Below are 18,566 nucleotides of genomic sequence, written 5' to 3'. Positions count from 1 at the left end.
GGGTGCGCGGGGCCCTTGGGCTCCGCCTCCGTCAAATGCCGCAAGACGCGCTTTCCATACAGAATGTCAGCCACAATTTCGGCAGCTTTCAGGCGTTGAAGGACGTGTCGCTGACGGTGCCGCGCGGCGGTTTTACCGCGCTTCTTGGTGTGAACGGCGCGGGCAAGACCACGCTGTTTTCACTGATCACCCGGCTTTACGACAATCGCTCGGGGCGGATCGAGGTTGCAGGCCATGACCTGCGGCACAAACCCGGCGCCGCATTGGCACGGCTGGGCGTGGTGTTCCAGTCCCGTGCGCTGGATGCCGACCTGACCGTGGCGCAGAACATGGAATATCATGCGGCCCTGCATGGCATCCCCCGGCGCGAGGCGCGGGTGCGCGCCGTCGAAGTGCTGGCGCAGGTGGACCTGTCGGACCGGCTGGATGCCAAGGTCTCGGCGCTGTCGGGCGGACAGCAGCGCCGCGCCGAGATCGCCCGCGCGCTGATCCACCGGCCCCAGATCCTGCTGCTGGACGAGGCCACCGTGGGGCTGGACGTGAAATCCCGTGCCGAGGTGGTGGCCCTGACCCGCGAGCTGACGCGCGGCGGCGTTTCGGCGCTTTGGGCCACGCATATCCTTGACGAAATCCGCCCCGAGGACGGACTGGTCATCCTGCACAAGGGCGAGGTGCTGGCGCATGGCAATGCCGGACAGATCGGAGGCGACGATCTGACCGCCACTTTCCTGCGCCTGACCGGAGAGCAGGTATGAGCCACCGACTGACGCCGCGCATGTGGCTGACCGCCTTTTCAGGCATTGCCCGGCGCGAAACGCTGCGCTTTGTCAGCCAGCGCGGTCGCTTCCTTGCCGCGCTGGTGCGGCCCTTGGTGTGGCTTTTCATCTTTGCCGCCGGCTTTCGCGCGGTTCTGGGCCTGTCGATCACACCGCCCTATCAGACCTATGTGCTTTACGAGGTCTATGTGACGCCCGGACTTTGTGCGATGATCCAGTTGTTCAACGGCATGCAGTCGTCGCTTTCGATGGTCTACGACCGCGAGACCGGGGCGATGCGCACCTTGCTGGTCAGCCCGTTTCCGCGCTGGTTCCTTTTGGCCAGCAAGCTTGTCGCGGGGGTGATCGTGTCGCTTATCCAAGTCTATGTCTTTCTGGCCATTGCATGGTTCTGGGACGTGCGCCCGCCCGTCATCGGCTATCTGACCGCGCTGCCGGCGCTGTTTCTGACCGGGCTGATGTTCGGGGCGATGGGGTTGTTCCTGTCTTCGACCATCCGGCAGCTGGAAAACTTTGCCGGCGTGATGAATTTCGTCATCTTCCCGATGTTTTTCGCCTCCAGCGCGCTTTATCCGCTGTGGCGAATGAACGAAAGTTCGACGCTCTTGCATGACATCTGCGCCATCAACCCCTTCACCCATGCGGTTGAGTTGATCCGCTTTGCCCTTTACGCGCGCTTCGATCTTCTGTCCTTCTTGGTGGTGTCGGGTTGCCTGATCCTGTTCTTTGCAGGGGCGGTCTTCATGTATGATCCGGCCAAGGGGCTTTGGGCCCGCAGAAAGGGGGGAGCATGAAATATCTGGTTCTGGCGGTATGCCTGCTGGCCGCGCCCGCGGCGCATGCGGAAAACGGCACCGATCCCGACTGGCCGTGCGTGCAGCGCAAGCAGCCGCATCTGTCGTTGGGGCAGATGTGGAGCGGGCCCGAGCCGGACGAGGCTGCGCGCGAACTGGCCCGCAAGCCCGAAATCGCCGCGCTGGCCGACCGGCTGGAGCAGCGCCGCCTGCCGCTGGCCGACGCCGAGGCTGAGATCGCCGATTTCGTCAAAGGCGCGGATAACGAGGAGTTGACCGCGCTGATGGTCGCGATCTTCGACCGGGTCGAGCCGCACCGCGCCGCGCTGATCGCCGGCATTGCCCGCTATGGCCATAAGCAGGTCGATCTGGCACAAAGGATCGAAGATCATCGCGGGAAGATGGAAGAGATGCAAAAGGCCGAAGCGCCCGATTTCGATGCCATCGACGCCGAGGAAGAACGGCTCGACTGGGATATGCGCATCTTTCAGGACCGCCAGCAGGCGCTGACCTATGTCTGCGAAACCCCGGTCATCCTTGAGCAGCGGGTGTTTGCCCTGGCGCGCGCCGTCCAGGCGGGCCTGAAATGAGCCTGCCGCCTGCCATCATTCTGGCCGGGGGGCTGTCCAGCCGCATGGGCGGCGGCAACAAGGCCCTGCGGGTGCTGGCGGGCGAAACGCTGCTTGATCGGGTGATCGGGCGGCTTGCGCCGCAATGCGGGCGGCTTGCCATCAATGCCAATGGCGAGCCCGGGCAATTCGCGGCATACGGATTGCCGGTGATCGCGGATAGTATCGGCGGCTTTGCCGGACCGCTGGCCGGGGTGCTGGCCGGCATGGAGTGGGCGGCGGGCGAAGGCGCGGACAGTGTGGTCAGCGTCAGCGTCGATACGCCCTTCCTGCCCGAGGACCTGCTGCATCGCCTGCAAGAGGCGCGCGGCCGCTCGGGCGTCGCCATCGCCGCCAGTGCGGATGAAAGCGGCGAATTGCGCGACCATCCGACCTGCGCGCTTTGGCCCGTGTCGCTACGCGACGAATTGCATGAGGCGTTGGAATCCGGGCTGCACCGGATCGGTCAGTTCGCGGCGGCCCATGATCCGGGGCGCGCAGTGTTCGACAGCCGTCCGGTGGACCCGTTCCTGAACCTCAACACCCCCGAGGATCTGGCCCGGGCCGAGCGGCTGATCTAGACGCCATAGCGCCTTAGCAGCCGGTGCAGCGCGACGGCAACAATGCGCGCGAAGATCACCGTCAATACCGACAGCACCAGCAGGGCGGCAAAGACCAGATCGGTCTTCATCCGGCCATTGGCATGGATCATCAGCGCGCCAAGACCGCGCGCGCCGCCCACCCATTCGCCGATCACCGCGCCGATGGGGGCATAGACCGCCGCCAGCCTCAGGCCGGTGGCTAGGCTGGGCAGGGCTGCCGGGATACGCAGGTGGCGCATGATGCGGATGCGACTGGCCCCCATGACCTGCGCCAGATCCAGCGCCGGCCGAGGGGTCCGCATCAGCCCGTCCAGAAAGGCGCTGGCCACCGGGAAGAACACGATAAGCACGGTCATGGCGATCTTGGGCGCCATGCCGAAGCCCAGCCACAGTGTCAGGATCGGTGCCAGCGCAAAGACCGGGATGGTCTGGCTGAAGGTCAGGATGGGTCGCAAGACGCCGGTCAGCCGTTCCGAAAATCCCATGGCGATCGCCAGCATGGCGCCAAGAGCCGAGCCAAGCGCAAAGCCCAGCACCACTTCCGCCAGGGTAAAACCGGCATGGCGGGCGATCTCGGCCCGGTTCAGCCACAGCGCCTCCAGAACCGCCATCGGGGAGGGCAGCAGAAAGGACGGCATTCCGGCCAGCCAGATGATCCCCTGCCAAAGCGCCAGCATGGCGACAATCAGCGCGGCGGTGGTCTTCATGCCATCATCCCCCGCATCAGGTCGGCTTGCAGGGCCAGCACCTCGGGTGCGTCATAGGGCCGGGCGGCGCCTTTCGGCCGGGGGGTCGGGATGGACCATTCGGTCAGCCCGGTTTCATGCAGCAGGAGGATGCGGTCGCCCAACCGCGCGGCCTCGGCCGGGTCATGGGTGACAAGAAGCACCGTGCGCGTATCGAACAATCGTGCCGACAGGTCCTGCATTTGCGCCCTTGTGCGCGCGTCGAGCGCCGAAAAGGGCTCATCGAGCAGCACCAGCGGCCGGTCCTCGAACAGGGTTCGGGCAAGGGCTACGCGCTGGCGCTGACCGCCTGAAAGTTTTGCCGGCAGGTGGTGGGCGCGTTCGGTCAGTCCCACGGCCTCGATCAGCCCTGCCGCGCGGGTGGCGGGGTCGGCCGGGGGCTCTGCCCTCCGCCGGACCGGCCCCTCGACGGGGCCGCTCTGGCGTCCCCCGGGATATTTGGGCACGAAAGAAGCCGGCAGAGTGCCCCGAAGGCGTGCGCCCAGCGTGACATTGCCGGTCACGTCGAGCCATGGGATCAGGCCGGGGTCCTGCGCCATCAGGGCGACTGGGCGGTTGCGCATCACCTCGCCTTCGAAACGGGCGCCGGTTTCCAGCCCTGCGATCAGACGCAGGATCGTCGATTTGCCCACGCCCGAGGGGCCGAGCAGGCAGGTCCAGCCGCCCGGGTCGAGCACCAGTTCGACATGCGCGAAGAGCGACGTCTCGCCGACCCAGGCGCGGCCCCGGACGGTGGCGGCGGGGGTCATTCGCGCCCAAGCTCCCAAAAGCTGACTTCCAGCCGCGTGGCTGTGGCGAAGCGTTGCGACAGCTTGGTCCAGCGCGGGCTTTGTTCCGGTGCCGGGCCGAGCCGTTTGAGAATGGCACTGTCCAGCAAGGTGCCGGCAGAGTGGCAGGCGGCCTGATATTCCGCCCCGGCATAGGTGTCGATCCATTCGCGATAGGGCGTGTCGGGCGCGACCTCTTGCGCGAGCCGCAGTCCGATTTCGCCATAGCCCAGCACGCAGGGCATCAGCGCCGCCAGCAGGTCGAGGAAATCGCCCGAATAGCCCGCCTCGAGCACATAGCGCGTATAGGCGATATTCGTGACGGCCTCTTGCGCGTTGGCCAGCACCTCGGGGCCCATGCCGGCGCGGGCGCAGGTCTGGACATGCAGGCCCATCTCGTGATCCAAGAGCGTGTGGACGGTCGCGGAACAGGCCCGCATCTCGTCCAGATCGCCGGCTTTGACGATGGCCAGCGCCCATGCGCGGGAAAAATTCTGCAAAAACAGATAGTCCTGCACCAGATATGTCAGGAAGCAGGACTGCGGCAGGGTTCCGTCACGCAGCCCTTCGACAAAGGGGTGGCGGGTATAGGCGTCCCAATCCGGTTGCGCCGCCGCCCGCCAGGCCGCGAAGGCGTCCCCGTAGCCTGTCATTGCTCTGCCCCCACATCCAGCGCCAGATCCGAGACGGGCAGCACGCTGTCCACCAGACCGGCGTCGTGCAGGAAGCTTTCGAACCGGGCGTAGCGGCCCTGATCCAGCGCGGCGGGGCTTTGCGAGAAGCGGGGCAGCGTGTCCTGCCATGCCTGCGCGTTCAGTTCATCGCGCAAATCCGGGGCGGTGGCCGAGAACAGTTCCCAGCTTTCGTCGGGGTGGTTGACCATGTATTGCGCGCCACGTTCGACCGCATGCAACATGCGACGGGTGCGGTCGGGGTCCATCTTGGCGGGATTGGCGACGAAGATCAGTTCGTCATAGGTCGGAACGCCCTGTTCCTCGACAAAGAAGCAACGACCTTCGGCGCCTTCCAGCCGCATCTGGGTCAGTTCGAAGTTGCGGTAGGCGCCGATGGTGGCATCGACCTGCCCGGCGATCAGGGCGGGCGAAAGCGACCAGTTCACGTTCACCATCTCGACATCCTGCATGGTCAGGCCGGCCGTCTTGAGGATCTGGCCCACCAGCGCCTCTTCCACACCTGAGACGGAGTAGCCGATTTTCCTGCCCTTGAGGTCTGCGATTTCCTGCACTGGGCCGTCGGCCTTGACCATCAGGCAATTCAGGGGTGTCGCGATCAGCGTGCCGACACGTTTCAGCGGCAGCCCCTCGTGCACTTGCAGATGCAACTGCGGTTGGTAGCTGATGGCGTAATCGGCCTTGCCGGCGGCGACCAGTTTTGGCGGGTCCGCGGGGTCTGCGGGGGCGACGATCTCGACCTGCAGCCCTTCATCGGCGAAGAAGCCTTTTTCCTGGGCGACGATGATCGGGGCATGGTCGGGGTTCACGAACCAGTCGAGGATCAGCGTGACCTTGTCCTGGGCCGGATCCTGGGCCAGCGCGGGCAGGGCCAGGGTGGCGAAGGCGGCGGCGAGGGCGAAATGTTTCATTGGTCGTCGTCTCCAAGGGCAAGAAGGGTGATCTCGCCGTTCCAGCGGCGGGACAGGGCGTCGGCGGCGCGCCATGAGCGCAGGCCGGAACGGCAGGCCAGCACCACGCGCTGGCCGGTTTTGGGCAGGGGGCCGGTCGGGCCGTAACCGGGGATGCGCAACGCGTCGGGGGTGGCTTTGCGCGGTGCCTCGTTCTGAGGGCGCAGGTCGATGACGAGGTCGGAGTCGCGAATCTCTTCGCGGGCGACAAAGCGCGGACCCGGCGCTTCGGGCGCGGTATCAAAGCGGAATTGAGTGAAGCGGCCGTTGTCGAAGCGGATGAATTCACCCAAGGGCGAGGGGGTCAGTCCCAGCAGCAGCCGCAACGCCATCTGCGCCTGAATGCAGCCGAGCATCCCGACCACCGGGCCCAGCACGCCCGCGGTGGCGCAGGTCTGGCCGCTGTCGGGCGGGTCTGGGAACAGTGCGCGCAGGCTGGGCGCGCCGCCGCAAAAGCCGCCAACATAGCCCGCAAGACCCAGCGCCGAGGCCGAGATCAGCGGTTTTCCCGCCGCAAGGCACGCATCCGACAGCGTATAGCTGGCGGCGTAGCTGTCGGCGCAATCCAGCACCAGATCCGCCGCCGCCGCCAGATCGGCTGCGTTCAGCGGTGTCAGCTGGTCGACCAGCACGTTGATTTCGACCGAAGGGTTCAGCCGTGTCACGGCCTGCGCCGCGGCGCGGACCTTGGGCAGTCCGATGTCCTTCATGCGATAAAGCGGCTGGCGGTGCAGGTTGGTTTCCTCGACCGTGTCGGCATCGATCAGGGTAATGTGCCCGATGCCCGCGCCGGCCAGATATTGCAGCACCGGCACGCCCAGCCCGCCTGCGCCGACAACCAGCACTTGTGCGGCCGCGATGCGTTCCTGTCCGGCAGCGCCGACCTCGGGCAGGACCATCTGGCGGGCATAGCGGTTCATGCCGTCACCCGCAGCCATTCGTGCAGGCGACCTTCGGGGTCGGGGTTCAGCGTGATATCGGTCACGGCCGAGGCGGTATCGGCACCGGCCGCGAACGCCTCGAGCGCGCGTTCCGGGGTCACGCCGCCGATGGCGATCAGCGGTGTCGCGCCCACCAGCCGGCGCCATTCCCGCACCCGGTCCAGCCCCTGCTGTTCCCATTTCATCTTTTTCAGGATCGTCGGCCAGACCGGCCCCAGCGCGACGTAATCGGGGCCGAGCGCCAGCGCGCGGTCAAGTTCGGCATGGTCGTGGGTCGAGATACCCAGCCGCAGCCCGGCCTTGCGGATTGCGGGGATGTCGGCTTCGTCCAGATCCTCTTGTCCCAGATGGACGAAATCGCAGCCAAGGTCGATGGCGGCGCGCCAGTGGTCGTTGACGACCAGTGTGGCGCCATGTTCGCGGCAAAGTTCCTGGCACAGGGCCAATTCGCCCAAAAGCAGGGGGGGCGGCAGGTCCTTGATGCGGATCTGCACCAGTTTCACGCCCAAGGGCAGGGCGCGGCGCAGCCAGTCGCTGCTGTCGAAGATCGGATAAAACCGGGGCAGTTTCATGTCAGCCTCCTCAATCCAGAACCGCCATGCCGAACAGCGGGGTCGATGGTGCGGCCATGTCGCGGGCTTCGATCGGATTGGCGTCATGGGCAAGCTTGCCCGCCGTGATCGCCAGCGCCATCGCGCGCGCCATGGTGACCGGATCGCCGGCCTTGGCGACGGCGGTGTTCAAAAGCACCGCGTCGTAGCCTAGTTCCATCGCCTGCGCCGCATGGCTGGGCAATCCGATGCCGGCATCCACGACCAACGGCACCTTGGGAAAATGCGCCCGCAGGCTGCGCAGGCCATAGGGATTGTTCAGCCCCCGGCCCGAGCCGATGGGCGCGCCCCATGGCATCAGCACCTGACAGCCGGCGTCCAGCAGCCGGCCGCAGACGGACAGATCCTCGGTGCAATAGGGAAAGACCTGAAAGCCGTCGTCGGACAGGATCCGGGCGGCCTCGACCAGCGCGATCACGTCGGGGCAAAGCGTGTCGTCGTCGCGGATGACCTCCAGCTTGATCCACGGCGTCCCGAACAGTTCGCGCGCCATCTGTGCGGTCGTTACCGCCTCGCGCACAGAATGGCAGCCGGCGGTGTTGGGCAGGACGGGCAGACCCAGTTCCTTGATAAGGCGGTGGAAATCCTGTCCGGCCCCGCCCTCGCGCCGCAGGCTGACGGTGGCGATGCCTGCGCATGATGCGCGGAATGCCTCGGCCATGATGGCGGGCGAGGGGTATTGCGCCGTGCCCAGCATCAGCGGGCTTTCGATATGGGTTCCGTAAAAGACCGGCATTTCAGCCCCCTTGCATGGGCGCCACGACTTCCAGCGTGTCGCCATCGGTCAGCGTGGTATTTGCGCGGCTGCCGGCGGGCAGAAAGGCGCCGTTCAGCGCGGTCGCCACCTTGGCCGCGCCCAGTCCGATTTCGTTCAGCGTGTCCTGCACGGTCGGGCCGGTCAGGTCGCGCAGCTCTCCGTTAAGGGTGATCTTCATCCATGAACTCCGGTTTCCGGCCATCAAGAAGGTATTCGGCGGCCATGCGGGCCACGGCGGGGGCCAGAAGATAGCCGTGGCGGTAAAGGCCGTTTGCGTAAAGCGTGCCGCCACGCCGGCGCAGGCGCGGCAGGTTGTCGGGAAAGGCGGGGCGCGCATCCGAGCCGAGTTCCAGGATCTCGGCCTCGGCGAAACCCGGATGCAGGGCATAGGCCGCGCTCAGCATTTCCACCGCCGAGCGGGCGGTAACGCGATATTTGCCGCCCGTTTCCAGCATGGTGGCGCCGATCATATAAACCCCCTCGCCGCGCGGCACGATGTAAAGCGGGATGCGCGGATGCAGCAGGCGAACGGTGCGGGTCAGTTGAACCTCGGGGCAGCGGATAACCAGCATCTCGCCACGCACACCCCGCAGGTCGGTCAGTTCATCGCGGGCGGCAAAGCCGCGCGCATCGACGACAAGGCCGGTGGGCGTGCCCTCGGTCTCGATGCGGATACCGCTTTGGTCCAGCCGGTCGCGCAGGGCCAGCAACGCGGCGCGCGGGTTCACATGCGCCTCGGTGGCGAAATGCAGCCCACGGGTAAAGCGGCCGGCCAGTTCTGGCTCCAGCGCGGCGATCTGGTCGTTGTCCACTGCCTGATGCGCCTGTGTCAGCCGGGCAAAGCGGTCAAGCTCGGCCCTGTCGCGCGAGGGGGCCAGCACCAGCGTGCCGCGGCGGATGACCTCGGCGCCATGCGCCTCCCACCAGTCGGCGGCGTCAAGGCCAAGGCGCAGGACCACCGGTTCGGCGCTTTCGGCCTCGCAATAGGGGGCGAGCATGCCGCCGGCGCGCCAACTGCATGCCTGCGATCCGGGCTTGCCTGCGGGGTCGATGATGCGTGGATCAATGCCGCGTGCAGCCAGTTCGGTGGCGATGCAAAGCCCCATCACCCCGGCGCCCAAAATGGTGATCCGACTCATGCCTGCCTCCAGAATGCGTGGAAATGATGCACCGGCCCATGGCCCAGCCCCACGGCCAGTTCGTCGGCAGTGGAGATGGCCTTTTGCAGCCAGCCATGGGCGCGGGTCACGGCTTGCGTCACCGTCATGCCCTGAGCCAGCCCCGCCGCGATGGCCGAGGACAGCGAGCATCCCGTGCCATGGGTGTTGCGGGTCTGCTGGCGCGGCGCGGTCAGGGTCAGCGGCTCGGGACCGACCAGCAGGTCGGTGCAGATGTCGCTGTCGGCGTGACCGCCCTTCATCAGCACATGGGCGGCACCCAGCGCACTTAGCGCCTGACCCTGTTCGCGCATGTCCTGAAGCGTCGCGGCAGATGTGCGGTCCAGCAGGCGCGCGGCCTCGGGCAGGTTCGGTGTCAGCACCGTCGCCAGCGGCAGCAGTTGTTCGCGCAGGGCCGCCACGGCTTCGTCGGGCAGCAGCGCGTCGCCCGACTTCGCCACCATCACCGGGTCCAGCACCACGGGGATGGGGTTATCCGCCAGAAATGCCGCCAGCCGGTCTGCGACGATGGCGATCACATCTGCGCCGCCGACCATGCCGATCTTGACCGCGCGCACGTCAAGGTCGCCAAAGACCGCGTCGATCTGTGCCGCGACCATGGCCGGGGATACGCCTTCGACGGCCGCGACCGTGCGGGTGTTCTGCGCGGTGATCGCCGTGATGACCGAGGCGCCATAAACACCCAACGCCGAAAAGCTTTTCAGATCGGCCTGGATTCCGGCGCCGCCGCCGCTGTCCGAGCCGGCAATGGTCAATGCGATGGGATGGGGCTGCAATCCCGACATGGCCCGCCTTTCGTTTCAGCCGGGCATACGGACGCGAGGGGGACGGGTGGCGGCAAAAGGATCGCGAGCCGCTTCACTCTACCCTTCCCTACGCCGGTATGACCCGGATCAGGTTCGATGGGTCGGTGCCTGGCACCTCTCAGCCCCGTACGGGGCTCCCCAAGTGTATGAGTCTTGCGCGCCACACTAGGCCCCGTGGGTCCGCATTGCAAGGGCACAGGGCGGCGTGCGGTTTTTGGCTTTACAGCGCGGCCCATTCCTGCCGATCTGGGCTGGACGAAAGTGGAAGGGTGCGATGAAAAACGTGATCTTCGACCTTGGCGGCGTGCTGATCGACTGGGACCCGGCGTTGGCTTTTGCGGATGTGTTCACCGGCCGGGCCGAAGCCGAGGCATGGATGGCCCGGATCGATTTTCCCGGCTGGAACCGAATGCAGGATGGCGGCCGCAGCTTTGCCCAAGGGCTTGCCGACGCCCGCGCCTCCCATGGCGACGAGGCGCGGCATCTGTCCGGCTATCTGGCGGCTTTTCCCGTTACCATTGAAAAGCCGGTTCCCGGCACCTGGCAGATCGCCGAGGCGCTTGTGGCGCGCAATGTGCCGCTTTACGGGCTGACCAACTGGGCGGCGGAGACATGGTCCTATGCGCTGGACCTGCACCCGCGGCTGGGCACGCTTTTCACCGATATCCTCGTTTCTGGGAGGGTAGGGCTGCTGAAGCCCGAGCCGGCGATCTATCGACTGCTGATGGATCGCAACCGGCTGGTCGCCGAGGAATGTATCTTTATCGATGACAGCGCCGCCAATGTCGAAGGTGCTCGCGCGCTGGGGATGGAGGCGATCCACTTTACCGGCGCCGAGGCGCTGGGCGATGAACTGGCGAGGCGAGGGGTGTTTTGAAAGAGGTGCCGAGGTGTCGAGCCCGCCACCAGCCGCGCGTGCGGTTACCGGCGCTCTGACGGTTTTGGCGGGCTGGCGATGTTCGAGCGTGGGTTTCCGGCTGCGCGGCACAACGAAGGAGAATGACGATGAAGTTTTCCGACATGGCCGAAAGGCAAATTCTGAAGGCACAGGCCGAGGGGCAATTCGACAATCTCAAGGGAGCGGGAAAACCTCTGGACAGGGGCGGTGACGGAAGCGCGGATGCCATCGGCTTTCGCATCATGGCCGAGGCGGGGGCGTTGCCGCGTGAAATCGAATTGCGCAAAGCTGTCGAAGAGCAGACCCGCATTCTGCATGCCGCACCCGACGAGGAAGCACGTAAGCAGGTGATGAAGAAACTTGCCGACCTTCAGTTGCGGCTCGACATTGAGCAAGAGGCGCGTCGGCGTTTCTATGGCAGCTAGGGGTTCAAACCCATTTCCCCTGACTTTCGGCTATTTGTCCGACCTATCCCACCAGTTTTGCCGCGTGGCGCAAGGCCAGCAGATAGCCGTGGATGCCAAAACCGGCGATCACGCCCTCGGCCCGCAGGCTGACATAGGAATGGTGGCGAAAGCTTTCGCGCTTGTGGACGTTCGAGATATGCACCTCGATCACCGGGCCGTCGAAGGTGTTCAGAGCGTCAAGGATTGCCACCGAGGTATGGGTAAACGCAGCCGGGTTGATGACGATGGCCTGTGCCTTCAGCCGCGCCTCGTGGATCAGGTCGATGATCGCGCCTTCGTGGTTCGACTGGAAAAAGGCGACATCCAGACCCAGTTCCCGCCCCATCGCCTTGCAGTCGCGTTCGATGTCGGCCAGCGTGGTGCTGCCATAGATTTCGGGCTGGCGTTGGCCCAGCAGGTTCAGGTTCGGGCCGTTCAGGACATAGACGGTGGGCATGGCAATCTCCGCGAGGGTTAGGGCAATCTAGCCCAGTTCCGCCAGAAAGATATAGCCCGCGCCATAGATCGTCTTGATAAGGCGCGGGTTCTTTGGGTCCTCGCCCAGCTTGGTGCGCAGGCGCGAGATACGCACATCCATTGCCCGGTCAAAGCTTTCGCCCGCCGTTCCGCCCAGCGTCTCTAGCATCTGCGCGCGGGAAATCAGCCGTCGCGGATTGTCCAGAAACAGCCGCAGCACCTCGGCCTCGGCATGGCTGATCGGGGTTTCAGTGCCCTCGGGAGAGGTCAGGGTGTAACGGTCGAAATCTGCCGCCCAGCCGGCAAAGCGGATCTGCTGGCGGCCGGGGCCGCCGTCGCGCTGCGGTTTGCGTAAGCGGGCGCGGATACGGGCCACGACCTCGGCCGGCTCGAAGGGCTTGATGATGTAATCGTCGGCGCCAAGCTCCAGCCCCGTCACCCGGTCCTGCACCTGCGCCCGGCCCGAGATGATGATGATCGCCGCGCCGGATTCGCTGGCCAGCCTGTGCACCAGCGCCAGACCGTCACGGTCGGGCAGGCCAAGGTCGATCAGGCAGGCATCGGGCTGGATGCGGCGCAGCGCGGCCTCGAATTCCGTTGCCCGGGCAAAGCTGACGGTGCGAAAGCCCGCCTCCTCCAGCGCCGAGGACAGCAGGCGGCGGATTTCGGGTTCATCGTCGAGGATGGCGATCAAAGGGGCTTCATTCATCGGTTTCTGCCATGGTCACCGCCAGTTCGGTATCGCCAAAGGGCTTGGTCAGGACGCGACAGTCAAGCCCCGACCTGCGCGGATCACCTAACGGAAGTGCGGTCATTAGCATCGCCGGCAGGCCGCAATCCAGCAGATCGACGCCGGAACCGTCGCCCAGCTGCAGGTCGGACAGGATCATGGTCAGGCCCGGCAGGTCGGTCATGCCGCGCGCCTCGGTCAGCGATCCGGCCTCGATCACCGAATGGCCCTGCGTGGTCAGCATCTCGCGGATATGGGTGCGGATGGCGTCGTCGTCCTCGACCAGCAGCACCAGATGCGGGCGCGCGGCGCGCAACGGCAGGCGGATGGTGATCCGCGCCCCGCCGCTCGCGACATTGACGATTCGCAATGTCCCGCCCGACAGCTTGATCTGGTCATAGGCCATCGACAGGCCCAGCCCGGTGCCCCGGCTGCCTTTCGTGGTGAAAAAGGGTTCGGTCGCGCGGGCCAGCGCCTCGTCCGAAAAACCGGGCCCGGTATCGGTGACCGAGATTTCCAGCCAACGCCCGGCGGCGCGGATATCGACGTTGATGCGCCCCTGACCGCGCATGGCGTCGCGGGCGTTCAGGATCAGGTTGAGCAAGGCGTCCTGCAATGCGCCGGGGTCGAGCATCACCCGTGGGGGCAAATCGCCGATATGGGTGTCCAGCACGACGCCGGTGCCAAGCGTCGGCCGGGTCATCGCGGCCAGATCGTCCAGCATGGCGCGCGGCTCGACCGGCTGCGGCTGGTGTTCGCGTTTTCCGGTCAGCGCCGAGATCCCCTCCAGCAGCCGGACCCCGCGCCGGGCGGCGGCCAACGTGGCCTGCACGTCCTCGGCCTGTTCCGGGGGCAGGCCGACGCGGGCAAGCCGGCCCTGCAGGCCCAGAATGATGGTCAGGAGATTGCCGAAATCATGTGCCAGCCCCGAGGTCATCTGTGCCGCCACCGCGCGCTTGGCGGCATGGGTCAGGGCCTCGCGCGCCTGCACCTCGGCTGTCACGTCGGTGGACAGGATATAGACGCCGCGTCCGTTCTGGTCCGGGGTCAGTGCGATGCGGATGCGCCGGCCCGAGGGAGGGTGCGTGATCTCGAACACCTGCGGTTGGCCGGCCATGGCGCGGTCCATATGTGGCCTGATGCGGGCGAATGTCTCGGTTCCCAGCACCGTTTCGCATTCGCGCCCGATGATCGACGGGTTCGAGCCGGGAAAGACCATCGAAATCTGGTTGTTCGAAAAAGTATAGCGATGGTCGCGGTCCATATGCGCGATATGGGCCGGGACCATGGCGGTGACATGGCGGGTGCGTGCCTCGGATTCGGTCAGGACGCGCTTGGCCTCTTCCAGCGCGGCATTGGTCGCGGCCAGTGCGCGGTTGGCGGCCGACAGTCGCTCGGCATGTTCCAGCACCAGTTCGGACAGCTCTTCCGAGCGGGCGCGCAGCAGTGCCTCTTGCCGCTTGATATGGGTGATGTCGGTATAGACTGCGATCCAGCCGCCCTGCGACAGCGGCGCCCCCTCGACCGAGATCCAGCGGCCGTCGGCGCGCTTACGCTCCATGTAATGCGGCTGGAAGGTGCGCGCCTGATCGACGCGTTCGCGAATCGCGGTTTCGGGGTCGTCCTGGGGGCCGTATTCGCCGCGATGGACCAGATAGCGGATCGTATCCTCGAAAGTGGCGCCGGCCTGCGTCAAATTGTCCGGCAGGCCGAACATCGCCTGATAGGGGCGATTGGAAACCTCGAGCCGCAAATCCGCGTCGAAGATCGAGATCGCCTGCTGGATCAGGTTCAGCCCCGAGCGGGTCAGCTCGGCGTGCCGGTCGTCGGAAATCATATCCATCCCTGGCATTGCGCAGCACCTGTAACAATTTGTAGGATTCAGGAAAAACTGACGCAAGGATTGCCGCGATAAGCTGCGATTGCCAGAGGGGAAGAGGAGCCTCGACGGCAAGGGGAGGATATATGCAGAACGCTCAGGCGGCCCAGGCCGGTTTGCAGTCGATTCCCGCGTTGCTGGCGCGTAATGCCGAACGCTTTGGTGATCGGCCCGCCTATCGGGAAAAGGAATTCGGGATCTGGCAAAGCTGGACCTGGACCGAGACCGCGGATGAGATCCGCGCCCTGGCGCTGGGCTTTCTGGTGCTGGGGCTGAAGCGCGGCGATTACGTCGCCGTCATCGGCCGAAATCGTCCGGCGCATTATTGGACCATGGTCGCGGCGCAGATGTGCGGCGCGGTGCCGGTACCGCTGTATCAGGATGCCGTGGCCGACGAGATGGCCTATGTGCTGAACAATTGCGGAGCGCGTTTCGTCGTCTGCGGCGATCAGGAACAGGTGGACAAGGTTCTTGAGGTGGGCGAGCGCGCCCCCTCGGTCGAGCATATCATCTATACCGACAAGCGCGGCATGCGGAAATATGACCATACCCACATGAACGCGCTGGCTCATGTCCAGACCGAGGGTCGCGCGGCCGAGCAGCGGCTGGGATCCGAGCTGAACGAGCGCATCGCCTCGCTCGGTTACGACGACACCTGCGTGATGCTGTACACCTCGGGCACCACCGGCAAGCCCAAGGGCGTGGTGCTGTCGAACCGTAATATCATCGAAACCGGCAAGAACACCGCCACCTTTGACCGGCTGGATGCGCGGGAAGAGGTTCTGGCCTATCTGCCGATGGCGTGGGTCGGCGATTTCATCTTTTCCATCGGCCAGGCCTATTGGACTGGCTTCACCGTCAACTGCCCCGAAGGGGCGCATACGATGATGACCGACCTGCGCGAGATCGGGCCGACCTATTTCTTTGCCCCGCCCCGCGTCTTTGAAGGACAACTGACCAGCGTGATGATCCGCATGGAGGACGCCGGCCGTTTCAAACGCTGGTTGTTTTCGCATTACATGGAACTGGCACGCCGGATCGGTCCCGCGCTTCTGGATGGCAAGCCGGTCGGCGCCGTGGACCGGCTGCGCTATGCGCTGGGCAATGTTCTGGTCTATGGCCCGCTCAAGAATACGCTGGGCTATTCGCGCATCCGCGTGGGCTATACGGCAGGCGAGGCGATCGGTCCCGAGATCTTTGATTTCTACCGCAGTCTCGGCATCAACCTGAAGCAGCTGTATGGCCAGACAGAAGCCTCGGTCTTTATCACCCAGCAGCCGGACGGGCAGGTCCGCTCGGATACGGTGGGCGTTCCTTCTCCGGGGGTCGAGGTGCGTATCGCCGACAACGGCGAGGTCTTCTATCGCTCGCCCGGCACCTTCGTAGAATATTTCAACAACCCCGACAGCACCGCCTCGACCAAGGATGCCGAGGGCTGGGTGGCGACGGGCGATGCCGGTTTCTTCGAGGAAGACTCGGGGCATCTGCGCATCATCGACCGCGCCAAGGACGTGGGCCGCATGGCCGATGGCCGGATGTTCGCGCCCAAATACGTCGAGAACAAGCTGAAGTTCTATCCCAACATCCTTGAGACGGTGGTTTTCGGTGCCGGTCGCGACTTCTGCACGGCCTTCATCAACATCGACCTGACCGCGGTCGGCAACTGGGCCGAGCGCAATAACATCGCCTATGGAAGCTATCAGGAGCTTGCCGGTCACCCGCAGGTCTATGCGACGATCAAGGAGCATGTCGAGGCGGTGAACGAATCCGTCGCGCAGGATGCGATGCTGTCAGGTTGCCAGATCAGCCGTTTCCTGGTGCTGCACAAGGAGTTGGACCCCGACGACGGCGAATTGACCCGCACCCGCAAGGTGCGCCGCAACATCATCGCCGAGAAATATGCCGATCTGATCGAGGCGCTTTACGACGGCCGCGAAACCGTCAGCACCCGCACCGAGGTGACCTATGAGGACGGCCGCAAAGGAGAGATCCGCGCGACGCTGAAGATCGAGGATGCCCGGACCTTCCCGACCCAGACCATGCACAAGGTGGCCGCGGAATGACCATGCAAGAAGGCTATACCACCGCCGACGGACGCGAGATCGGCGGCGTGCTGATGGATCTTCGCAACATCACCCTGCGCTTCGGTGGGGTGACGGCGATCAAGGACATCAGCTTCGATATCCGCGAAGGCGAGATCCGCGCGATCATCGGCCCGAACGGTGCCGGCAAATCCTCGATGCTGAACGTGATTTCCGGCTTCTACGTCCCGCAAGAGGGCGAGATCTGGTTCAAGGGCTATCGTCGGGGCCCGATGAAACCCTATGAGGTGGCGCGGTTGGGCCTTGCCCGCACCTTCCAGAACATCGCCCTGTTCGACGGCATGTCGGTGCTGGACAATATCATGACCGGACGGCTCAACATGATGAAGGCGTCGCTGTGGAGCCAGGCGCTCTGGTGGGGCCCGGCCGAACGCGAAGAGAGCGAAAACCGCGAGCAGGTCGAAAAGATCATCGATTTTCTGGAAATCCAGAATATCCGCAAGACGCCGGTCGGCCGGCTGCCCTATGGGCTGAAAAAGCGCGTGGAACTGGCCCGTGCGCTGGCCGCCGAGCCGCGCATCCTGCTGCTGGATGAACCCATGGCCGGCATGAACGTCGAGGAGAAAGAGGACATGTGCCGCTTTATCCTGGATGTGAACGACGAATTCGGCACCACCATCGCGCTTATCGAACACGATATGGGAGTCGTCATGGATCTGTCGGATCGGGTGGTGGTGATGGATTACGGGCGAAAGATCGGCGACGGCACCCCTGACGAGGTGAGAAGCAATCCCGAAGTCATCAGCGCCTATCTGGGCGTGGCGCACGAGTAAGGGGGCGGTGATGGAATTCCTCTATGCAATCGAGGTTATGCTGAACGGCCTGATGGCCGGTGTGATGTATTCGCTGGTCGCACTGGGCTTCGTCCTGATCTACAAGGCATCCGGCGTCTTCAACTATGCTCAGGGCGTGATGGCGCTGTTTGCCGCGATGACGCTTGTGGGCATCATGGAGGGTCGGGTGCCCTTTGCGCACCTGATCGATGCGGCTTTCGGCGTGCATGTATCCAGCTTCGGCTGGACCGTGCCGGCGGTGGTGGCGATCCTGCTGACCGCGCTGGTCATGATCGGCCTTGCCATCCTTATCGAGAAGCTGGTGCTGAAACATCTGGTCGGGCAAGAGCCGATCATCCTGTTCATGGCGACCATCGGCCTTGCCTGGTTCCTCGAGGGGCTGGGCGACGTGATGTGGGGGGCCGATGTGAAGGTGCTGGATGTCGGCCTGCCGCAAGGCATCTCGGAAACGGTCGAAAGAGTGACCTACGACTGGCTTGGCTACGGCTTCTTCATCGATCGGCTGGACATCTGGGCCGCCATGATCGCGGCGGCGCTGGTCGCGGCACTGGTCGGCTTTGCGCAATATACCAAGCAAGGCCGGGCCATGCGCGCCGTGGCTGACGATCACCAAGCGGCACTGTCGGTGGGTATCAGCCTGCGGTTCATCTGGATCATGGTCTGGTCGATTGCCGGGTTCGTCGCGCTGGTTGCGGGCATCATGTGGGGTACGAAATCGGGGGTGCAGTTCTCGCTTTCCCTGATCGCACTCAAGGCGCTGCCGGTGCTGATGCTGGGGGGCTTCACCTCGATCCCCGGGGCGATCGTCGGCGGGTTGATCATCGGCATGGGCGAGAAGCTCTTTGAATATTTCGTCGGTTCCTTGGTGGGCGGCGCGACCGAAAACTGGTTCGCCTATGTGCTGGCGCTGATCTTCCTCGTCTTCCGGCCGCAGGGCCTGTTCGGCGAGCGGATCATCGAGCGGGTCTGAGGATGAAAACTTTCTATGCCTCCGGCGGGGATATTTGGGCAC

22 protein-coding genes and 1 riboswitch are annotated in these 18,566 nt (G+C 64.9%); of the genes, 9 read left to right on the top strand and 13 right to left on the bottom strand.

Annotated elements, in window-relative coordinates; all coding sequences use genetic code 11:
* Positions 1 to 35: 35 nt before the first annotated feature.
* The 4 genes from JWJ88_RS10695 to mobA are packed head-to-tail and all read left to right on the top strand — an operon-like array spanning position 36 to position 2,759.
* Complete coding sequence (locus JWJ88_RS10695; protein ID WP_205294024.1) at positions 36 to 755, top strand: ABC transporter ATP-binding protein; 720 nt, start codon at positions 36 to 38, stop codon at positions 753 to 755.
* Positions 752 to 1,570, top strand: a complete 819-nt coding sequence (locus tag JWJ88_RS10690) for an ABC transporter permease (protein WP_205294023.1) — start codon at positions 752 to 754, stop codon at positions 1,568 to 1,570. The genes JWJ88_RS10695 and JWJ88_RS10690 overlap by 4 nt, the downstream gene beginning before the upstream one ends.
* On the top strand, positions 1,567 to 2,160 hold the full coding sequence (locus JWJ88_RS10685) for a hypothetical protein (protein WP_205294022.1): 594 nt from the start codon (positions 1,567 to 1,569) through the stop codon (positions 2,158 to 2,160). The genes JWJ88_RS10690 and JWJ88_RS10685 overlap by 4 nt, the downstream gene beginning before the upstream one ends.
* Entirely contained in the window at positions 2,157 to 2,759 is a 603-nt protein-coding gene (gene mobA, locus JWJ88_RS10680; protein ID WP_205294021.1) for a molybdenum cofactor guanylyltransferase MobA, read from the top strand. Before JWJ88_RS10685 ends, mobA begins: the two co-directional genes overlap by 4 nt.
* On the opposite strand, the gene JWJ88_RS10675 is transcribed toward mobA, so the two are convergent.
* From JWJ88_RS10675 to thiD, 10 genes are read right to left on the bottom strand one after another with little or no spacing between them, the layout of a single operon-like run.
* The gene (locus JWJ88_RS10675) at positions 2,756 to 3,487 is read right to left on the bottom strand and encodes an ABC transporter permease (protein WP_205294020.1); all 732 of its coding nucleotides are present in this window, start codon (positions 3,485 to 3,487) and stop codon (positions 2,756 to 2,758) included. The genes mobA and JWJ88_RS10675 overlap by 4 nt on opposite strands.
* Positions 3,484 to 4,275, bottom strand: a complete 792-nt coding sequence (locus JWJ88_RS10670; protein ID WP_205294019.1) for an ABC transporter ATP-binding protein — start codon at positions 4,273 to 4,275, stop codon at positions 3,484 to 3,486. The genes JWJ88_RS10675 and JWJ88_RS10670 overlap by 4 nt, the downstream gene beginning before the upstream one ends.
* Complete coding sequence (gene tenA, locus JWJ88_RS10665; protein WP_205294018.1) at positions 4,272 to 4,946, bottom strand: thiaminase II; 675 nt, start codon at positions 4,944 to 4,946, stop codon at positions 4,272 to 4,274. The genes JWJ88_RS10670 and tenA overlap by 4 nt, the downstream gene beginning before the upstream one ends.
* Entirely contained in the window at positions 4,943 to 5,896 is a 954-nt protein-coding gene (locus JWJ88_RS10660; RefSeq protein ID WP_205294017.1) for an ABC transporter substrate-binding protein, read from the bottom strand. The genes tenA and JWJ88_RS10660 overlap by 4 nt, the downstream gene beginning before the upstream one ends.
* A complete protein-coding gene (locus JWJ88_RS10655; RefSeq protein WP_240200161.1) occupies positions 5,893 to 6,855 on the bottom strand; it encodes a HesA/MoeB/ThiF family protein in 963 nt (320 codons plus the stop codon). The genes JWJ88_RS10660 and JWJ88_RS10655 overlap by 4 nt, the downstream gene beginning before the upstream one ends.
* The gene (locus tag JWJ88_RS10650; protein WP_205294015.1) at positions 6,852 to 7,448 is read right to left on the bottom strand and encodes a thiamine phosphate synthase; all 597 of its coding nucleotides are present in this window, start codon (positions 7,446 to 7,448) and stop codon (positions 6,852 to 6,854) included. Before JWJ88_RS10650 ends, JWJ88_RS10655 begins: the two co-directional genes overlap by 4 nt.
* Before the next feature lie 10 nt (positions 7,449 to 7,458).
* Positions 7,459 to 8,223: a thiazole synthase gene (locus JWJ88_RS10645; RefSeq protein ID WP_205294014.1), complete on the bottom strand. Its 765-nt coding sequence runs from the start codon at positions 8,221 to 8,223 to the stop codon at positions 7,459 to 7,461.
* Between the two features lies 1 nt (position 8,224).
* Positions 8,225 to 8,422 carry a sulfur carrier protein ThiS gene (gene thiS / locus JWJ88_RS10640; RefSeq protein ID WP_205294013.1) on the bottom strand — a complete coding sequence of 66 codons (198 nt, stop codon included), beginning with the start codon at positions 8,420 to 8,422 and terminating at the stop codon, positions 8,225 to 8,227.
* Entirely contained in the window at positions 8,406 to 9,383 is a 978-nt protein-coding gene (locus JWJ88_RS10635; protein WP_205294012.1) for an FAD-dependent oxidoreductase, read from the bottom strand. The genes thiS and JWJ88_RS10635 overlap by 17 nt, the downstream gene beginning before the upstream one ends.
* Positions 9,380 to 10,207: a bifunctional hydroxymethylpyrimidine kinase/phosphomethylpyrimidine kinase gene (gene thiD / locus JWJ88_RS10630; RefSeq protein WP_205294011.1), complete on the bottom strand. Its 828-nt coding sequence runs from the start codon at positions 10,205 to 10,207 to the stop codon at positions 9,380 to 9,382. The genes JWJ88_RS10635 and thiD overlap by 4 nt, the downstream gene beginning before the upstream one ends.
* Before the next feature lie 68 nt (positions 10,208 to 10,275).
* Positions 10,276 to 10,379: riboswitch (TPP riboswitch) on the bottom strand.
* Between the two features lie 123 nt (positions 10,380 to 10,502).
* On the opposite strand from thiD, the gene JWJ88_RS10625 reads away from it, so the two are divergent.
* Positions 10,503 to 11,105 (top strand): HAD family hydrolase, encoded by a 603-nt coding sequence (locus JWJ88_RS10625; RefSeq protein WP_205294010.1) that lies wholly within the window; start codon positions 10,503 to 10,505, stop codon positions 11,103 to 11,105.
* A 128-nt stretch (positions 11,106 to 11,233) separates the two neighbouring features.
* Positions 11,234 to 11,551, top strand: a complete 318-nt coding sequence (locus JWJ88_RS10620; protein ID WP_205294009.1) for a DnaJ family domain-containing protein — start codon at positions 11,234 to 11,236, stop codon at positions 11,549 to 11,551.
* A 43-nt stretch (positions 11,552 to 11,594) separates the two neighbouring features.
* Here JWJ88_RS10620 and aroQ read toward each other — a convergent pair whose 3' ends face one another.
* The 3 genes from aroQ to JWJ88_RS10605 are packed head-to-tail and all read right to left on the bottom strand — an operon-like array spanning position 11,595 to position 14,631.
* Positions 11,595 to 12,029, bottom strand: coding sequence for a type II 3-dehydroquinate dehydratase (gene aroQ / locus JWJ88_RS10615; protein WP_205294008.1), 435 nt, complete (start codon positions 12,027 to 12,029; stop codon positions 11,595 to 11,597).
* 27 nt (positions 12,030 to 12,056) lie between these two features.
* A complete protein-coding gene (locus JWJ88_RS10610; RefSeq protein WP_205294007.1) occupies positions 12,057 to 12,758 on the bottom strand; it encodes a response regulator transcription factor in 702 nt (233 codons plus the stop codon).
* Positions 12,751 to 14,631, bottom strand: coding sequence for a PAS-domain containing protein (locus JWJ88_RS10605; protein ID WP_205294006.1), 1,881 nt, complete (start codon positions 14,629 to 14,631; stop codon positions 12,751 to 12,753). The genes JWJ88_RS10610 and JWJ88_RS10605 overlap by 8 nt, the downstream gene beginning before the upstream one ends.
* Before the next feature lie 113 nt (positions 14,632 to 14,744).
* Between JWJ88_RS10605 and JWJ88_RS10600 the strand changes: the two genes are divergently transcribed.
* From JWJ88_RS10600 to JWJ88_RS10590, 3 genes are read left to right on the top strand one after another with little or no spacing between them, the layout of a single operon-like run.
* A complete protein-coding gene (locus JWJ88_RS10600) occupies positions 14,745 to 16,721 on the top strand; it encodes an AMP-binding protein (RefSeq protein ID WP_205294005.1) in 1,977 nt (658 codons plus the stop codon).
* Positions 16,722 to 16,723: 2 nt separating this feature from the next.
* Positions 16,724 to 17,533, top strand: a complete 810-nt coding sequence (locus tag JWJ88_RS10595) for an ABC transporter ATP-binding protein (protein ID WP_205295186.1) — start codon at positions 16,724 to 16,726, stop codon at positions 17,531 to 17,533.
* Positions 17,534 to 17,543: 10 nt separating this feature from the next.
* Positions 17,544 to 18,524 carry a branched-chain amino acid ABC transporter permease gene (locus JWJ88_RS10590; protein ID WP_205294004.1) on the top strand — a complete coding sequence of 327 codons (981 nt, stop codon included), beginning with the start codon at positions 17,544 to 17,546 and terminating at the stop codon, positions 18,522 to 18,524.
* The last annotated feature ends 42 nt before the right edge of the window (positions 18,525 to 18,566 follow it).

The organism is Paracoccus methylovorus (assembly GCF_016919705.1).
In the GTDB taxonomy this organism is placed as follows: domain Bacteria; phylum Pseudomonadota; class Alphaproteobacteria; order Rhodobacterales; family Rhodobacteraceae; genus Paracoccus; species Paracoccus methylovorus.
Note: the sequence above shows the minus strand (reverse complement) of the source record. Positions and strands in the feature narration are given on the sequence as shown.

Excerpts from the sequence above, each read along its gene's own strand:
- JWJ88_RS10695 (WP_205294024.1), top strand. The coding sequence starts at position 36 with ATGCCGCAAGACGCGCTTTCCATACAGAATGTCAGCCACAATTTCGGC.
- JWJ88_RS10690 (WP_205294023.1), top strand. The coding sequence starts at position 752 with ATGAGCCACCGACTGACGCCGCGCATGTGGCTGACCGCCTTTTCAGGC.
- JWJ88_RS10685 (WP_205294022.1), top strand. The coding sequence starts at position 1,567 with ATGAAATATCTGGTTCTGGCGGTATGCCTGCTGGCCGCGCCCGCGGCG.
- mobA (WP_205294021.1), top strand. The coding sequence starts at position 2,157 with ATGAGCCTGCCGCCTGCCATCATTCTGGCCGGGGGGCTGTCCAGCCGC.
- JWJ88_RS10675 (WP_205294020.1), bottom strand. The coding sequence starts at position 3,487 with ATGAAGACCACCGCCGCGCTGATTGTCGCCATGCTGGCGCTTTGGCAG.
- JWJ88_RS10670 (WP_205294019.1), bottom strand. The coding sequence starts at position 4,275 with ATGACCCCCGCCGCCACCGTCCGGGGCCGCGCCTGGGTCGGCGAGACG.
- tenA (WP_205294018.1), bottom strand. The coding sequence starts at position 4,946 with ATGACAGGCTACGGGGACGCCTTCGCGGCCTGGCGGGCGGCGGCGCAA.
- JWJ88_RS10660 (WP_205294017.1), bottom strand. The coding sequence starts at position 5,896 with ATGAAACATTTCGCCCTCGCCGCCGCCTTCGCCACCCTGGCCCTGCCC.
- JWJ88_RS10655 (WP_240200161.1), bottom strand. The coding sequence starts at position 6,855 with ATGAACCGCTATGCCCGCCAGATGGTCCTGCCCGAGGTCGGCGCTGCC.
- JWJ88_RS10650 (WP_205294015.1), bottom strand. The coding sequence starts at position 7,448 with ATGAAACTGCCCCGGTTTTATCCGATCTTCGACAGCAGCGACTGGCTG.
- JWJ88_RS10645 (WP_205294014.1), bottom strand. The coding sequence starts at position 8,223 with ATGCCGGTCTTTTACGGAACCCATATCGAAAGCCCGCTGATGCTGGGC.
- thiS (WP_205294013.1), bottom strand. The coding sequence starts at position 8,422 with ATGAAGATCACCCTTAACGGAGAGCTGCGCGACCTGACCGGCCCGACC.
- JWJ88_RS10635 (WP_205294012.1), bottom strand. The coding sequence starts at position 9,383 with ATGAGTCGGATCACCATTTTGGGCGCCGGGGTGATGGGGCTTTGCATC.
- thiD (WP_205294011.1), bottom strand. The coding sequence starts at position 10,207 with ATGTCGGGATTGCAGCCCCATCCCATCGCATTGACCATTGCCGGCTCG.
- JWJ88_RS10625 (WP_205294010.1), top strand. The coding sequence starts at position 10,503 with ATGAAAAACGTGATCTTCGACCTTGGCGGCGTGCTGATCGACTGGGAC.
- JWJ88_RS10620 (WP_205294009.1), top strand. The coding sequence starts at position 11,234 with ATGAAGTTTTCCGACATGGCCGAAAGGCAAATTCTGAAGGCACAGGCC.
- aroQ (WP_205294008.1), bottom strand. The coding sequence starts at position 12,029 with ATGCCCACCGTCTATGTCCTGAACGGCCCGAACCTGAACCTGCTGGGC.
- JWJ88_RS10610 (WP_205294007.1), bottom strand. The coding sequence starts at position 12,758 with ATGAATGAAGCCCCTTTGATCGCCATCCTCGACGATGAACCCGAAATC.
- JWJ88_RS10605 (WP_205294006.1), bottom strand. The coding sequence starts at position 14,631 with ATGCCAGGGATGGATATGATTTCCGACGACCGGCACGCCGAGCTGACC.
- JWJ88_RS10600 (WP_205294005.1), top strand. The coding sequence starts at position 14,745 with ATGCAGAACGCTCAGGCGGCCCAGGCCGGTTTGCAGTCGATTCCCGCG.
- JWJ88_RS10595 (WP_205295186.1), top strand. The coding sequence starts at position 16,724 with ATGCAAGAAGGCTATACCACCGCCGACGGACGCGAGATCGGCGGCGTG.
- JWJ88_RS10590 (WP_205294004.1), top strand. The coding sequence starts at position 17,544 with ATGGAATTCCTCTATGCAATCGAGGTTATGCTGAACGGCCTGATGGCC.